Source organism: Clostridium rhizosphaerae (genome assembly GCF_016765585.1).
Classification (GTDB): domain Bacteria; phylum Bacillota; class Clostridia; order Clostridiales; family Clostridiaceae; genus Clostridium_AT; species Clostridium_AT rhizosphaerae.
Window position 1 is genome coordinate 32827 of the sequence record NZ_JAESWC010000009.1, and the last position, 15866, is coordinate 48692.

The 15866-nt window shown below is 34.3% G+C and carries 14 protein-coding genes; all 14 read left to right on the forward strand.

Translation table 11 applies throughout. The features are described from left to right. Nucleotides 1–33 precede the first annotated feature (33 nt). The 14 genes from JK636_RS14085 to pth all read left to right on the forward strand — a co-directional run bounded on the left by JK636_RS14085 (nucleotide 34) and on the right by pth (nucleotide 15842). The gene (locus JK636_RS14085; RefSeq protein WP_202749654.1) at nucleotides 34–1026 is read left to right on the forward strand and encodes a GNAT family N-acetyltransferase; all 993 of its coding nucleotides are present in this window, start codon (nucleotides 34–36) and stop codon (nucleotides 1024–1026) included. A gap of 3 nt (nucleotides 1027–1029) precedes the next feature. Next, nucleotides 1030–1731 carry a PIG-L deacetylase family protein gene (locus tag JK636_RS14090; RefSeq protein WP_202749655.1) on the forward strand — a complete coding sequence of 234 codons (702 nt, stop codon included), beginning with the start codon at nucleotides 1030–1032 and terminating at the stop codon, nucleotides 1729–1731. Nucleotides 1732–1742: 11 nt separating this feature from the next. Then, nucleotides 1743–2807, forward strand: coding sequence for a serine hydrolase domain-containing protein (locus JK636_RS14095; RefSeq protein ID WP_202749656.1), 1065 nt, complete (start codon nucleotides 1743–1745; stop codon nucleotides 2805–2807). 13 nt (nucleotides 2808–2820) lie between these two features. Next, nucleotides 2821–3972 carry an exo-beta-N-acetylmuramidase NamZ family protein gene (locus JK636_RS14100; RefSeq protein WP_202749657.1) on the forward strand — a complete coding sequence of 384 codons (1152 nt, stop codon included), beginning with the start codon at nucleotides 2821–2823 and terminating at the stop codon, nucleotides 3970–3972. A gap of 18 nt (nucleotides 3973–3990) precedes the next feature. Beyond that, nucleotides 3991–5565, forward strand: a complete 1575-nt coding sequence (gene nagZ, locus JK636_RS14105) for a beta-N-acetylhexosaminidase (protein ID WP_338025783.1) — start codon at nucleotides 3991–3993, stop codon at nucleotides 5563–5565. 137 nt (nucleotides 5566–5702) lie between these two features. Then, nucleotides 5703–6578, forward strand: a complete 876-nt coding sequence (locus JK636_RS14110; protein ID WP_202749658.1) for an ROK family protein — start codon at nucleotides 5703–5705, stop codon at nucleotides 6576–6578. Nucleotides 6579–6629: 51 nt separating this feature from the next. Continuing rightward, complete coding sequence (locus tag JK636_RS14115) at nucleotides 6630–7937, forward strand: 6-phospho-beta-glucosidase (RefSeq protein ID WP_202749659.1); 1308 nt, start codon at nucleotides 6630–6632, stop codon at nucleotides 7935–7937. A gap of 54 nt (nucleotides 7938–7991) precedes the next feature. Next, a complete protein-coding gene (locus JK636_RS14120; protein ID WP_202749660.1) occupies nucleotides 7992–9413 on the forward strand; it encodes an ABC transporter substrate-binding protein in 1422 nt (473 codons plus the stop codon). A gap of 111 nt (nucleotides 9414–9524) precedes the next feature. After that, on the forward strand, nucleotides 9525–10421 hold the full coding sequence (locus tag JK636_RS14125) for a carbohydrate ABC transporter permease (RefSeq protein WP_202749661.1): 897 nt from the start codon (nucleotides 9525–9527) through the stop codon (nucleotides 10419–10421). Nucleotides 10422–10443: 22 nt separating this feature from the next. Beyond that, nucleotides 10444–11304: a carbohydrate ABC transporter permease gene (locus JK636_RS14130; RefSeq protein ID WP_202749662.1), complete on the forward strand. Its 861-nt coding sequence runs from the start codon at nucleotides 10444–10446 to the stop codon at nucleotides 11302–11304. A gap of 310 nt (nucleotides 11305–11614) precedes the next feature. Continuing rightward, nucleotides 11615–12301 carry a response regulator transcription factor gene (locus tag JK636_RS14135; RefSeq protein ID WP_202749663.1) on the forward strand — a complete coding sequence of 229 codons (687 nt, stop codon included), beginning with the start codon at nucleotides 11615–11617 and terminating at the stop codon, nucleotides 12299–12301. Beyond that, nucleotides 12302–13750: a sensor histidine kinase gene (locus tag JK636_RS14140; protein WP_202749664.1), complete on the forward strand. Its 1449-nt coding sequence runs from the start codon at nucleotides 12302–12304 to the stop codon at nucleotides 13748–13750. A gap of 95 nt (nucleotides 13751–13845) precedes the next feature. Then, the gene (locus tag JK636_RS14145; RefSeq protein WP_202749665.1) at nucleotides 13846–15111 is read left to right on the forward strand and encodes a S1C family serine protease; all 1266 of its coding nucleotides are present in this window, start codon (nucleotides 13846–13848) and stop codon (nucleotides 15109–15111) included. 161 nt (nucleotides 15112–15272) lie between these two features. Next, nucleotides 15273–15842, forward strand: coding sequence for an aminoacyl-tRNA hydrolase (gene pth / locus JK636_RS14150; protein ID WP_202749666.1), 570 nt, complete (start codon nucleotides 15273–15275; stop codon nucleotides 15840–15842). The last annotated feature ends 24 nt before the right edge of the window (nucleotides 15843–15866 follow it).

Here is a 15866-nt window from a genome sequence, read left to right on the forward strand (position 1 = left end):
AATTTAATACTAGAAGAAAGGATGGCTTATATTATGGAGATTGTAAAATTTAATGATTCCTATACAAGTGAAGTAGTTAAGCTTTGGAATAAAAGCTGCAGCACTGAGATACCGTACAAGCCTTTTACAAAGCAAAGTTTTAAAGAAAAGTTTATTAATAATACTCATTTTAGCTATGAAGGAACCTTTATTGCAATTGAAGATGAGAAAATAGTAGGCTTTGCCAATGGACTATTTAAAAAAGAGTTTCTCCCGGGGGAAACCTTTGAAAATACTCCAGGCTATTTAACCTTTGTCCTAGTTGATAAAGAGTATAGAAATAGAGGATGTGGGAGCCGCCTTTTAAAAGCTGTTGAAGATTTTCTTATAAAGAATGGGAAAAAGATGATTCAAATTATATTTTTTAATCCAATAAATCTTGAATGGTATATACCTGGTTCAGAAAATAGACATGATCATCCTAACGCACCGGGGGCTGATGTTGACGGATCTGGATTTGAGTTTTTTAAAAGGCATGGATATATTGTAAGGACCAACGAAGTATCTATGTATCTTGATTTGACTGAATTTGATCTTGATGAAAAGTCGATAAGAAAGATGGAAGAACTAAAAGATAAAGGTATAAGCATAGAATATTATGATGAGGATAAGCATCACGGTTTTGATGATTTATTTGATAATTTAAAAAATGAACTTTGGAGAAAGGAAATAAAGGATAACTTAGCTCTAAATAATCCGTTTCCTGTTATAGTAGCGTCTGATAATGGATATATTTGTGGTTTTACAGGTCCGGTTGAGATTCAAGAGAGCGGTAGGGGGAAGTTCTCAGGTATAGGAGTAGATTCAAAGCATCAAGGCCTTGGGATAGGAAAGCTTTTGTTTTTTAAGTTATGTGAAAGCTTCAAAAACGAAGGAGCAGGTTTTATGTCTTTGTTTACAGGAATAGATAATAATGCAAGAAGAATGTATGAAGCGGCAGGTTTTAATGTTGTTAAGACTTGGGCAGTAATGCGAAAGGAAGTGTAGGTAATGGAAAGAAAACAAATACACATAATGGCAATAGGAGCACACATTGGCGATATGGAGCTTACAACCGGAGGAGTTTTGGCACAGCATGCAGCTATGGGAGACAAAATTACAATAGTTAATATGACTCCAGGGGAAAAAGGAAATCCTCCTCATTTAACTGTTGAACAATATGCTGAGCAGAAAATCAGAGAAGCTAGAGAGTTTGCAGAAATGCTGGGTGGAAAGTCTATAGTTCTTGATTATAAGGATGGAGAGCTTCCGGATACTGACGAGCCAAGGTTTAAAGTTGCTGATTTAATCAGAGAATACAGGCCTGATATACTTATAACTCACTGGAAAAACAGCATGCATAAGGATCACGGTATAACAAGCAGAATTGTTAAGGATGCTCAGTTTTATGCCGGAATAAGAGGCTTTGAGAGAGAAAATCCGGCACATTTTGCTGCAGGTCCTTACTTTGCTGAAAACTGGGAAGATCCATATGATTTTAAGCCATATACTTATATAGATATTTCAAGAGGATATGATTTATGGATGGAAGCTTTAAAGAAGATATGGTTTGTTACTAACAGTACTTCTTTTAAGTATTATGAATATTATGATGCCTTAAGCAAGGTAAGAGGCTGTGAAGCAAGAAAGGAAAGAGCACAAGCCTTTGCTGTAGATCCACTTTCAGTTAAGCAAGTTAGGGAAGGATTTTAGGTGATGCTTTCATGGCAATTAACAAAGAAAAATTAAACTATGCCTTTAGCCTTATTGAAGAAGGAGTAGCAAAGGGATTTTTTCCTTGTGCTGCTGCAGCTGTAGGAAATAAAAAGGGAATATGTAAAATAGAGTATTATGGAAACAGATGCTTAATTCCTGAAAAGCTTCCATTAGAAAAGAATAGTTTATTTGATATGGCATCCCTAACTAAAGTTGTAGCTGCTAATACTTTATTCATGGTGTTTTTAGATAAAGGTTTGATTTCTGTATTTGATAAGGTAAGTGATTACATAGAAGGCTTCAAGTGTGAGGAAAAGAAGGATATAACTATTTTCAACCTGTTAACTCATACAGCGGGACTTCCTGCTTTTGAAAAACTTTATAAGCTCTGCTCAGACTTTGAAGATGCCATTAAGTATATAAGCAGTGCGAAGCTTGTATATAAACCAGGGACAAAAGTTATATATAGTGATTACAGCTTTATACTTCTTAAATATATTTTAGAAAAAATAGGTGGAGACAGCTTGAATAATTTATGCAAAAAATATGTTTTTGATCCTATGGAAATGCAAAATACTTGTTTTAATCCTAAGACAAGCAATGTGGCGGCAACAGAAATTGATATTGAAACGGGTAAACCACTAATAGGGATATGTCATGATGAAAACGGAAGATTCTTTAATGGCATTTCAGGACATGCAGGATTATTTTCAAATATAGAGGACATGACTAAATTTGCAGCTATGCTTATAAATGAAGGAAATTATAAAGGAAAACAGATTATTTCAAAGGCAGCTTTTAAAGCTATGACAAAAAACTATACTGAAGATCTTGAGGAAAATAGAGCCTGGGGATGGACAGTAAAAGGACGGGACTTATCATCCGGAGGAGATATAATTTCGCCTGAGGCTTTTGGACACACAGGTTTTACAGGTACATCAATATGGGTGGACATACCTAATGATATATATATGATTTTGCTGACCAACAGAGTTCACCCAACCAGAGATAATACTAATATCATAAGATTCAGAAGAGTATTCCATAATACTGTGATGGCTGCAGTGGAGTAGTAAAGGAGGCAATATGGAAAGATTGTTAGTTAAAAATGGTATCGACTGTATTGGAAAAAATAGTTATCTTTTTGAGGGAAAGAGGCTTGGCCTTGTAAGTAGTCCTATGGGTGTTGATAGAAACCTAAGATCTACTATAGATATACTAAACGAAAAATTTAATCTAACCGCACTTTATTCCCCTGAGCACGGAATAAGAGGAAATCTTCAAGCTGGAGCAGCCGTCGATACATATGTAGACGAAGCTACTGGTATTATTGTATACAGCCTTTATGGGAAGAATAAGAAGCCTTCACCTGAAATACTTGAGAATATTGATGTGCTTGTTATAGATTTGCAGGATGTAGGTTCAAGATACTATACCTTTCTTTACACAATGTCCTATTGCATGGAAAGCTGTGCAGAAAACAATAAAACCGTAGTAGTATTAGACAGGCCTAACGTAATTGGAGGAGAGTCTGTTGAAGGAAATATACTAGATGTGAATTTTAAATCCTTCATAGGCATGTATCCTATACCTCAAAGATTTGGACTGACTATAGGGGAGCTGGCGCAGCTTTTAAATAAAGAATTCAATATAAATTGTGACTTAAAAGTTGTGAAGCTTGAAGGCTGGTGCAGAGAGGCTTACTTTGATGATACAGACTTGCTTTGGATTAACCCTAGTCCTAATATTCCCTCTGTAAATACAGCAGTATTATACAACGGAACCTGTCTTTTTGAAGGTACAAATATTTCTGAAGGAAGAGGGACCACAAAACCTTTTGAATTTATAGGAGCTCCTTGGCTTGATGCGTATAAGCTTGCTGAAAAAATGAATAAAAAAAGCTTGGAGGGTGTACAGTTTAGACCTGTTTATTTTGAACCTGCTTTTTCTAAGCATAAAGGTGAATTATGTAAGGGAGTACAGATTCATGTGAAGGATAAAAGAAAGGTTAAACCTGTAAAGTTAGGAATAAATCTTTTATATGAAGTAATGGATATGAACAAAGATAAATTTGAGTGGCTTCCTCCCTTTAAAGAAGGTGCAAATTACTTCATAGATCTTCTTACAGGTACTGATGAGGTAAGAAATAGGAAATTTGAAGCTAATATTTTTATAGAAAAATGGGAAAGAGAAAGTGAAGACTTTAAAAAGATTAAAGAAAAATATCATTTATATTAATTTTAAGGTGGGGTTTTAGTGGATATTAAAAATATGACGCTTGAAGAAAAAATTGGACAAATGATAATAGCTGGGTTTCCATCAAAAGAATATGATGAGCATTTAGATGAGATTATAAAAAATAAAATAGGAAATATAATACTTTTTACTCGAAATGTAGGCAGTAAAAAAGCTTTAGCAGAGCTTAACGATAAAATACAAAAGAGTATGCTTGAAAGTACAGGAATACCTGCGTTCATTACAATTGATCAGGAAGGAGGTATGGTAACAAGAGTATATGAAGGTGCTGCAGTTCTTCCGGGCAATATGGCTTTTGGTGCAGCCGGAGAAAGCAAGGCTGTTTTAGAGGAAGGTAAAATTATCGGAGAAGAGCTGAGAGCTCTTGGAGTAAACTTTGATATTGCTCCTGTTTTAGATGTAAATAATAATTCTAAAAATCCTGTTATAGGTGTTAGATCCTATGGTGATAATCCTGAAAAGGTAGCTGAATTTGGAGTAAATATGATAAAAGGACTTCAAAGCATGGGGGTTATTGCAACAGCAAAGCATTTTCCAGGACACGGTGATACAGCGGTTGATTCACACTTGGCACTTCCGTTAGTTCCTCACACAATGGAAAGATTAGAAAAGATAGAGCTTTATCCGTTTAAAAAAGCTATTGAAAATAATGTGGAAGCAATTATGTCAGCTCATGTTTTATTCCCATCAATAGAAAGCGAAAAGCTTCCAGGAACACTTTCTTATAGAGTCTTAACTGGTTTATTGAGAAATAGGTTAGGCTTTAAGGGATTAATAGTAACAGACTGCATGGAGATGAACGCTATAGCTGAGTACTATGGTACTGTTAATGCAGCTGTTATGGCAGTTAAAGCCGGAGCTGACTTGATTTGCGTTTCGCATCATCTTGACTTGCAGCTTGGAAGTTTAAATGCAATAAAAGAGGTTGTATTAATGGGAGAAATACCAGAAAGCAGAATTGATGAGTCTGTTCATAGAATTCTAGCAGTTAAAGAAAAGTACAATCTATTTAATAGACCTTATTCGGATATGGACAAAGTTGAGACTTTAGTTGGCTGTAAAGAGCATCTAAGTTTTGCAAAAGCAATAAGTGAAAAAAGTATCACAGCCGTAAAGGATGAAAGAAATCTACTGCCTGTTAAATATAAAAATATAATGATTATATCTACAGAAGCAGTAATTTTAACAGGAGCAGATGATGACATAAAGAAGAAGGCTTCTTTTTCAGAAGCTGTAAAAGAAAACTTAGGAGGAGAGGCGTATACTATCAGCTTAAATCCGAGAATGGAAGAAATAAATTGCTTGAAAGAAAAGGCTAAAGATAAAGAGTTAATTATTATAGGTACTTATAATGCATCGCTAAATAAAGGACAGGCGGAATTAGTAAATGAAATATTTAAGGTGAATAGCAATGTAATTGTTACAGCCCTTAGAAATCCATATGATATAAATATGTTTAACAATGTATCCACTTATATATGTGCTTATGAATATACTAAGCTTTCAGTTGATAGTGTAATTAAAGTTCTGTCTGGAGAAATAAAAGCTCAAGGAGCACTTCCTGTAGAACTTTAAGAAACAGAAAAGACTGAATTAGCATAAATTTTAAAATTATTTTTATTTTCGAAAATAATTGTTGAAAGTTTATGCCAAAATTGATATAATTTATCTAAGGAAATATTTAGTTTTTAATCATCAAGGAGAACACTGCAATGGGAAATTATTTATCATTTGATATAGGGGGAACTTTTATTAAATATGGAATATTTGATGAAAAAGCAAATGAAATATTTAGTGATAAAGTACCCACTCAAAAAGAACCGAGGAAGTTTTTAGCTCAATTAATAGATATCATTAAGGTTCAAGAAAAGGTTTACGAGATAAATGGAGTAACAATTAGTATGGGAGGGTTTATAGATCCCAAGACAGGAATTAATACTGATTTCAGTGTGGGTGAGAATTTTAGAGCCTATAATCTGAAAGAGGAGCTGAATAAAAGTACAGGCTATAGAATTTCTGTAGAAAATGATAGTAATTGTGCTGCATTGGCTGAAATGTGGAAGGGCAGCGGGGTTGAATGTAAAGATATATGTGTAATAACAATAGGTACAGGAATCGGAGGGGCCATAATTAATGATGGAAAATTGCTAAGAGGGCGAAACTTCAAAGCAGGTGAATTTGGATTTATGTATGTTAATTCATCTAATCAAACAGGCAAAGAAGTTTTTGAAGCTGCAACAGCAACCTCTGGTCTTGTAAGGCAGGTAAGCAGCAAATTAGGAAGAGACATAGATGGGAAATACATATTTAAAAATCTTGATAACTGCGATGTTAAAAAAATTTACGATAGATGGCTTACTAAGTTAGCCATGGTAGTTGGAAACGTAGCAGTATGCTTTGATCCTGAAAAAATACTGATTGGCGGAGGCATAAGCGAAGAACCGATATTTATAAATGATTTGAAGAAAAAAGTATATTCTATCTATCAACATTTAGAAGAATATACGGCTATTGAGCCCTGTAGGCTGAAAAATGATGCAGGTAAAATTGGAGCTTTACTTAACTTCTTCATGGAATATGAAAGTTAATATTTATTGACTATATAGATTTCAAATTATGTACATAGGGGGTGAATTGCTATGAAAAAAGGAATTAAGGTTGTTACTATAGGAGGAGGATCAAGTTATACACCTGAACTTATAGATGGCTTCCTTAAAAGATATCACGAATTACCTGTAGAAGAACTTTGGCTGGTAGACTGTGAAGAAGGCAAAAATAAGTTAGAAATTATAGAAAAATTAGCAAGACGTATGATTAAAAAGGCTGGAGTTCCAATAAAACTATTCACAACGCTTAATAGAAGAGAAGCATTAAAAAAGGCTGACTTTGTAACAACTCAGCTTAGAGTTGGACTTTTGGATGCAAGAATTGCAGACGAAAGGATACCTCTTAGCCATGGAATGCTTGGACAGGAAACTAATGGAGCAGGGGGGCTGTTTAAGGCTCTTAGAACAGTTCCAGTTATTTTAGATATTTGCAAAGATATAGAGGAGCTTTGTCCTAATGCATGGCTGATAAACTTTACTAATCCGGTAGGTATAATAACTGAAGCAGTGAATAGGTACAGCAATATAAAGAAAGTAGTTGGTTTATGCAATGTTCCTATAAATATGCATAAGGCTGTTGCTGAAATATTAAATGAGGAAGAAAAAAATGTAAGAATATCCTTTGGCGGATTAAACCATATGGGTTATGTTACAGGCGTATATGCAAATGGCGAAGATAAGACAGAATATGTGCTTAGCAAATGGGGAAACCAAAGTATGCAGAATATAAGCGGTACAGAATGGAGTAATGCATTTGTTAAAGAATTAGGAGCAATACCTTCTCCATATCTTAGATATTACTATATGGCTAAAGAGTCCTTAGAAGAAGCTATAGAAAAGTTTAAGGTTAATGGAACAAGAGCTGAAAGCGTTAAGGGAATAGAGAAAGATCTTTTTGAAATATATAAAGACGAAAGTATTGACGAAAAGCCAAAGCTTCTTGAGAAACGAGGAGGAGCTTATTACAGCGATGCAGCCTGCAATCTTATAGCGTCAATTTATAATGATAAACGTGATATTCAAGTTGTAAATACAGTAAATAAAGGTGTTATGCAGGAATTTGAATATGATGAGGTTGTAGAAATTACTAGTATGATCACAAAAAATGGTCCAATTCCAATGCCTATAGGCAGACTTCCAAAGGCAGCTAAAGGATTGGTTCAGGAGATAAAATCCTTTGAAATAGCGGCAGCTGAAGCGGCAGTATCAGGGGATTATAACAAAGCTCTTCTGGCAATGATGATAAATCCATTAGTTCATTCGCAAAGATATGGAAAAATAGTATTAGATGAGCTTTTAGAAGCTCACAAAGAGCATTTGCCGCAATTCTATAGGTATTAAGAGAGATATTCAAAAAATATAATATATAAATTAAATTTTAAAGGGGGATATACAATGAAAAATGTTAAAAAACTTATTGCAGTTGCAATGACAGTGTCTTTAGGCGTTACAGCATTAACAGGCTGTGGAAGCAAGCCCGCTGCAACTAATTCTGCAGGAAAAGGTTCGGATGAACCGGATACCATCACAGCATTGCTTCCACCAGTTTCACCAAATTATCAGAAAAATTTTGAACAAATGTCTAAGGATTTCCATGAGAAATATCCTAACTTAACTCTTAAGATAGAACCAGCAAGCTGGGAAGATATGACTCAAAAGTTAGATGTTCAAGTTAATGCAGGAAGCCCTCCAGATATTGCTTTTATGGGCTCGGATGGAATATCCAAATATGCTGATTCAGGCATGGTTATGGATATAAGCAAGCTTGCTACAGATGAAATGGTTAATGATTTTGAAAAAGTTCCACTTGATTATATGAAGAATGCTAAAGGTTTATATGGTTTTCCAGCATATATGGAAATCCATGCGCTTGGCGGAAATAAACAATACCTTGAAGAGGCAGGAATCGACTGGAAGTCTATTCAACAAAATGGATGGACATTCGATCAGTTCAGAGAAGCTATTAAAAAGGGAGTTGTAACAGCTAACGGAAAACCTTCAAGATATGGTTTTGTGTTTGCTTGTTCAGGTGTTGCTGCAAAGGATTATTTAGGAATTCTTACTAAAGAAGCTGGAATGCCTTCACCATTTACTAAAGACTTAAAATATGCGTATACAAGCAAAAACTTCCTTGAAGTTTTAAAGGGCATAAGAACTCTTATCGATGATGGTTCAATGCCTAAGGAATTAAGCTCAGTAAATGCAGGTATGCGTTGGAATATGTTCCTTACAGGTAAAACCATGATTACCGGTAAAGGGTTAGCTGTATTTGAAAACTCTGCTAATCAAAATAACAAAAAAATTGATGCTAAAGACGGTAGTGCAGTAAAAGATAGTATTAAGGTTGACTATATTGTTTTACCAGTTCCTACATTTGGAAGCAATAAACAGCAAGCTACTCCTGCTGTAGATGGATATGTAACCTTTAAAGGAAAGAACAGTAAAAATGCAGAACATGATAAAAACGTTGTTAAAGCAGCTTATTTCTTAGCTTCTGGCAAGGTTGCGGCAACAACTAATAATGATTTGTTTGTTGCACAAATTACTAAAAGTGGAGCAGAGGCTGCAAAGAGCATGACAATTACAAGAAATCAAGATAACGCAAAAGCTGTTGAAAATCTTATAAAAAGTGCCGCTGAAGCTAGACCGGACATCCCAACTGAACTTGGTGCAAAACATATTAAACTTGAAGACCAGGTTATAGTACCAAAACTTCAGGCATTACTTGCTAATGAAATTACTCCTCAGCAAATGTATGATGCTGTTAAGGCTGCAGCTATAGAAGCCTTTGGTGAAGACAAAATAGTAAAAGATTAAATATAAATAAAATATATCTCACCTATTATTAAACAGGTGAGATATATTATTTAACATTGATACGTAAATGTATGATTGGCTGTTCTATAATGAGATTATTAGGAGGAGCATATGGAGATTGGAAATAAAAAGAAAAATCGAATAAAAGGCGATTATATTTGGGGATATATATTCATTGCAGTTGCACTAATTATATTCTGTATGTTTACGTTATATCCTGTAATTAGCGCTCTTATTATTAGCTTTCAAAAATACAGACCTCTTGGATCTACATGGATAGGTTTAGATAATTATAAAGGCTTGTTAAAAGACAAGCTATTTGTCAAGGCAATAAAGAATACATTGGTTTATACTGTGTTTACAGTACCTGTTTCATTAGTAATTTCTTTTACTATTGCAGTATTAATATTTCCTTTAAAAAAATGGATGCAGACTATGTTTAAAGCTATATATTATTTACCGGCAGTTGCATCAGGGGTTGCTTTATCAGTAGTGTGGCTTTGGATTTATGATCCTATGCCTGAAGGTTTATTTAATAAGCTGATAGGCTTCCTTGGTATAAGTAATCAGAATTGGCTGGGTTCAAGTAAGACTTCAATGCTGTCACTTTTGCTTATGTCCTGGCTTTCTGGACATGGAACAAGTATTATAATATACATTGCAGCGCTTCTAGGTATACCTGAAAGTTATTTTGAAGCTGCCGACTTAGATGGAGCAACTTTTTTCAAAAAACTTAGGTATATAGTAATACCACTTCTTAAGCCCACAACATTATTTTTACTTGTAACAGGAGTAATTGGTTCTTTCCAAGTATTTATGAATGCTTATATGATGACTGGAGGAGGACCAAATAATTCAACAACAATGGTTGGATTATTGATATTTAATAACGCGTTTGTATATGCAGACTTTGGTAAAGCGGCGGCTCAATCATTAGTATTAGCAGCTATAATTGCGGTTATTTCTATTTTCCAATTTAAGTTTTTGGGTGACGATGTTACGTATTAATTAAAGAAGGAGGCTGCTGTAAATGTCATTTTATAGTAACTATAATAAAAACAACAAAAGTATCATGATACGTAAGGCTATATCTATAATTATTTTGATAATTTTTGCTGCGTTTACATTATTCCCTATATATTTTATGATTATTTCTTCTTTTGCAGACCCTATTGAAGCAGGAGCTGCGAGTTATTCTCTGCTTCCGCAAAAGCTGACTTTAGATTCTTATAAATTTTTCTTTAAATTTAGTCCACATTCTTTACGATGGATATTAAATTCATTGATTGTTGCAACAATAGTGACTTTATCAAATGTTATATTTGCAGGTATGGCAGGTTATGCGTTTGCAAAGATCAAGTTCCCAGGAAAGAATGTATTATTTACTATGTTCCTTTGCTCAATGATGATTCCTTATCAAGTTGTGCAGGTTCCTCTTTATATTCTTGTTGTTAATACTTTTAGGATATCAAACACATATGCATCATTAGTTCTTCCGGGACTATGCGGGGTGTACAATATCTTTTTAGCAAAACAGTTCATGTCAACTTTACCTTATGAAATAATTGAAAGTGCAAAAATAGAAGGCTGTAATCAACTGCAGATATTTACTAAAATTATTTTTCCGCTTTCTAAGACTATCTTAGCTGTAATGGCAATACTTACCTTTATGGATAACTGGAATACATTCTTCTGGCCTTTCCTTGTTACTAGTAACGCAGCAATGCAGACTATACAAGTTGGACTTAAGAGTTTCCGTTTTGCCAATACAACTTATTTTGCACCAATGATGGCTGGTGCTACAATTGCAGCACTGCCTATGTTCATACTATTCTTCTCTCTGCAGAAATACTTCCTAGAGGGCGTTGTAGTAGGTGCGGTTAAAGGCTAGAGGGAAAGATAATTGGGTTATGTTTTAAAGTAGGGTGGAGAAGCTGAGTTTGGATTCTCCACCCTATTTTTTTAATTCTTCATTATTGATTCTTAATTATGCTCTATAAGTAAATTATTTGTAACTTTTTACTCATACTATATATAAATACAATGCTTTTATGATAAATTATAGTTAGACTAGTGAAACGTTAAAGAATTGTATCTAATTAGGAGGTTAAAGGTCTAAATGACCTTTAACGAGCAATTAGCGAGCGGAAGCGAGTAATCTTTAATTGCTCAGTGTTTCCGACTAAAAGGAGGAATTATATATGGAAGGAACTATAGGAAAGGTTTTAGTTGTTGACGATGATGAGAATATATGTGAAGTAATAAAAATGTATCTTGAAAGTGCAGGTTACTCTACCAGGTTATGTCATGACGGCAGAAGTGCTCAAGAAGCTTTTACTGATTATAAGCCGGATTTAGTGTTTTTAGATATAATGCTTCCACATGTTGACGGGATAGATGTTTTAAAATGGATAAGAAGAGATTATGAAACTCCAGTTATTATGCTTACTGCAAAAGGAGAAACTTTTGATAAGGTATTGGGACTAGAATTAGGTGCAGATGATTATATCGTAAAACCTTTTGAACCAAAGGAACTTCTCGCAAGAGCTAAGGCTGTGCTTAGAAGATATAATACAGAAAATACGAATAAAGAAGTTATAAGCTTTGAAGATTTGGTCATAGATATAAATTCTTATAATGTTTTATATAAGGGACAAGAAATCAAAATGCCTCCAAAGGAGTTTGAACTGTTATATTATCTTGCAAATAATAAAAATAGGGTTTTTACAAGAGAACAGCTTCTATGTGAGGTTTGGGGTTATGATTATCCTGGAGACTCAAGAACTGTTGACGTACATGTTAAGAGACTTAGAGAAAAACTTGCAGGAGGAGCTAACTGGCAGCTTGAAACCGTATGGGGTGTAGGATATAAGTTTGAGGTGAAGTAGATGAAATTCTATCACAGACTAAAAAAAGGACTGTTTTCTAAGATGGTTTTTACCTACACTATAATTATAGCTTTAAGCTTCATAATTATAGCGGCTTTTCTTTCAGTTTGGTTCCAGAACTACTATTTTAATCAAAGAAGACATCAGCTTGAAAAAGAGTCTTTATTTATCAAGCCCTATGTATTTGATTTTTTTAAAAATAGAGAAGATGATAGGGAATACTCAGCAGCTCAGAGAGATGAGGCACTTAAGTTTTTCAGCGCTTATAGCTCCGCAGATATTTGGCTTGAAGACAAAAGTGGATATGTTTATGCGGTTTCAGACGAAAAATATCAGTCGCTTATTGCCAGACAGATTTTCACAAAAGGTCTTGAGGAAATGAGGTTTAATAAAATATATGAGATGACAGGAACCTATGGAGATATAATTAAAAATCAATCTCATATATATGGAATACCGGTTATTGACAGTGATTCGACTTTTTATGGAGCGATTATAATGAGTACTCCTTTAGACGAGATAAGAAGTCCTCTTAAAAATGTTTATAGAATTATATGGATTACTGCAATATTCGCAATAATAATATCTTGCTTCATAATATACTATTTTTCAGAAAGAATATTGATAAAACAGCTTGCAGCTATAAATGCAGTTGCTAAAAAAATATCCAAAGGCGATGTACGAAAAAGAGTCGAGATAAACTCTAATGATGAAATTGGAGAGCTGGCAGAGTCGTTTAATTATATGGCAGACAGCCTTGAAAAGGTTGAGAAAGCAAGACGAGAGTTTATATCCAATGTATCACATGAAATTCGTTCGCCTATAACTTCTATAAAGGGCTTTATAGGAGGAATACTAGATGGTGTCATACCAAGGGATAAAGAGAACTATTATTTAAGCATAACTTATGAGGAGATTCAAAGATTAACAAGGCTTGTAAACGACTTGCTTGACCTTTCTGCAATTGAAGCAGGCCAATTTAAACTTAGAATAGACGAATTTGATATAAATGAAATTATAAGGCTTACAGTAATAAAATTCGAAACAAAAATTAAAGAAAAGAAGCTTGATGTGGATGTATGCTTTAACTTGGAGCACCAATATGTAGCAGGAGACAGAGATAGGCTTATTCAAGTTATGACTAATCTTATTGACAACGCAATAAAATATGTCAATGAAGGTGGGAAAATATACATTTGTACGAAAGTAAAAGGTGAAAAAGTACTTGTTTCAGTGTTTAACAGTGGCCCTTTAATAGCTAAAGAAGATTTGCCTCATATTTGGGATAGATTTTATAAGTCTGATAAGTCAAGAACACAAAAGATTAGTACGGGGCTTGGACTCCCTATTGTAAGAAATATTTTAACACAGCATGGTGAAGACATTTGGGTAGAAAATAAAGAAGGTGAAGGTGTAACTTTTATCTTTACATTAAAAAGAATTAAATAATTAATCATATTTTATTCATAGGTTTGTAAAAGTGTTGTATTAGAATATATATAGATAAATAATATGGAGTTTTGTTTGTAGGAGGAAAATCTTGAATGGATAGCAACCAATATAATGAATATAATGATGCATCTTGGAGACATGTAAGTCGTGATGGTCATCTCGATGACTGTTCAACTATAAAATTTAGAAATAATAAAAGAAATGCCAGATTTAAGGGCTTTTTAAAAGGTGTTGCCTTTATTCTTGTTGCCGCTGTTTCAGGAGGTACGGTTGCTTATTATGTTGTTGATACAAAATATTCCAAGTTATCTTTAGTGTATGGGCAAAACAACCCATCTATGTTAGAACAGGCTAAAACAAATACTCCTACTACCGATATACCCAAGAATTCAATAACAATGGTTGCAGAAACTGTAGGTCCAACTGTAGTTGGAATCAGCAATAAGCTTGAGACCTTTTTTGGAGAAAAAACCAATGGAAGCGGTTCTGGAATAATTTTTGATAAAAAAGGATATATAGTAACTAATTATCATGTTATTCAAGGCGCGGAAAAGGTAACAGTAAAGCTTCCTAATACAAGCAAAATTTTTGAGGCCAAGTTTATAGGTGCTGAAGCAAGCAGGGATATAGCCGTTATAAAAATTGATGCAGACAGCTTGCCGGTTGCAAAGTTCGGGGATTCATCTAAGGTTAAAACAGGGGATCTTTCAATTGCTATTGGTAATCCTCTTGGAGATGAGTTTGCAGGAAGTGTTACGGCGGGTATAATAAGTGCTGTAAATAGAAATATAAGCATACAGGATCGAACCGGGAAAGTAACAACAAGATATAAAGTTCTTCAGACAGATGCAGCAATAAATCCGGGCAACAGCGGCGGAGCGCTTTGTAATGAGGCTGGAGAAATAATAGGAATAAATAGTTTAAAACTTGGTTCTGATGACAATGTAGAAGGTATGGGGTTTGCTATAACTATAAATGATGTTAAGGATATAGTTAGTAAAATAATGAGCGGAGTAAATGCAACTGCACAGAGCAGCACTCCTGATAAGCAGCCCACTTCTAAGGAACAGCCCAATGTTCTTATTGGAATACAAGGAAGAAGCGCAGTTCCTGAAGCAGACAGTGGAGTAAAAGGGGTTTATGTTGAAGAAGTTACACCTAATTCGGGCGCTTCCGCAGCAGGAATAAAGCCAAGCGATATTATTGTTGAAATAGATAAAGTTAAGATAGATAGTATGCAACAGCTTCAAGAACTTCTTAAAAAGTATAAAGCGGGCGACTCTGTAAGCTGTAAAATATGGAGAAATGGGAAAGCATATCAAGCAAAAATAACGCTTTCGGAGAAAAGTTTAAAATAAAGAGACTTTTAAAGTCTCTTTATTATTTTGTTTTTTTCGGGTAAGATAAAGAAGTAAAGTGCTGTGTTCTTTACTTAATGAAGAATTAAATTTTCATTAGAAACAAAAAATATTTGTAGACCTTTAACTAACACAAGATGATGCGGAGGTAGATGTAAGAGATGTACTTAATCGTTGGACTAGGAAATCCAGGTGATGAATATAGACATACAAGGCATAATGTTGGTTTTGATATAGTAGATTTTATGGCTGATAAGTATAAGATAACTCCTAACAGGACAAAATTTAAAGGAGTGTGCGGAGATGGTACAATAAATGGAGAAAAGGTACTTTTGTTAAAACCATCTACATACATGAATTTGAGCGGTGAGAGTGTAATCGAAGCTGCAGGTTTCTATAAAATTCCAAAGGAAAATATAATAGTTATATATGATGATGTAAGTCTTGAAGTTGGAAGGCTTAGAGTTAGACCTGAAGGAAGTGCAGGAGGTCATAATGGTATAAAAAATATTATTCTTCACTTATCTTCTGAGGTTTTTCCGCGTGTGAAAGTAGGAGTAGGACAGCCAGAACATGGACTTATTCCGCATGTACTGGGAAGGTTTCCAAAAGAAGAGAGAGATACCTTGGAAAAAGTCTTTCCAGCTGCTGTGCAGGCAGTTGAAGCTATTATAACAAATGGAGTTACAGAGGCTATGAACAGGTTTAATGGCTTTAAAGTTAATGAATAATGAATAATGCAGGAAATACAGAGG

What these genes read in the sequence shown, in the direction of transcription:
- JK636_RS14085 (WP_202749654.1), top strand. Translation starts at nt 34, where the DNA reads ATGGAGATTGTAAAATTTAATGATTCCTATACAAGTGAAGTAGTTAAG.
- JK636_RS14090 (WP_202749655.1), top strand. Translation starts at nt 1,030, where the DNA reads ATGGAAAGAAAACAAATACACATAATGGCAATAGGAGCACACATTGGC.
- JK636_RS14095 (WP_202749656.1), top strand. Translation starts at nt 1,743, where the DNA reads ATGGCAATTAACAAAGAAAAATTAAACTATGCCTTTAGCCTTATTGAA.
- JK636_RS14100 (WP_202749657.1), top strand. Translation starts at nt 2,821, where the DNA reads ATGGAAAGATTGTTAGTTAAAAATGGTATCGACTGTATTGGAAAAAAT.
- JK636_RS14110 (WP_202749658.1), top strand. Translation starts at nt 5,703, where the DNA reads ATGGGAAATTATTTATCATTTGATATAGGGGGAACTTTTATTAAATAT.
- JK636_RS14115 (WP_202749659.1), top strand. Translation starts at nt 6,630, where the DNA reads ATGAAAAAAGGAATTAAGGTTGTTACTATAGGAGGAGGATCAAGTTAT.
- JK636_RS14120 (WP_202749660.1), top strand. Translation starts at nt 7,992, where the DNA reads ATGAAAAATGTTAAAAAACTTATTGCAGTTGCAATGACAGTGTCTTTA.
- JK636_RS14125 (WP_202749661.1), top strand. Translation starts at nt 9,525, where the DNA reads ATGGAGATTGGAAATAAAAAGAAAAATCGAATAAAAGGCGATTATATT.
- JK636_RS14130 (WP_202749662.1), top strand. Translation starts at nt 10,444, where the DNA reads ATGTCATTTTATAGTAACTATAATAAAAACAACAAAAGTATCATGATA.
- JK636_RS14135 (WP_202749663.1), top strand. Translation starts at nt 11,615, where the DNA reads ATGGAAGGAACTATAGGAAAGGTTTTAGTTGTTGACGATGATGAGAAT.
- JK636_RS14140 (WP_202749664.1), top strand. Translation starts at nt 12,302, where the DNA reads ATGAAATTCTATCACAGACTAAAAAAAGGACTGTTTTCTAAGATGGTT.
- JK636_RS14145 (WP_202749665.1), top strand. Translation starts at nt 13,846, where the DNA reads ATGGATAGCAACCAATATAATGAATATAATGATGCATCTTGGAGACAT.
- pth (WP_202749666.1), top strand. Translation starts at nt 15,273, where the DNA reads ATGTACTTAATCGTTGGACTAGGAAATCCAGGTGATGAATATAGACAT.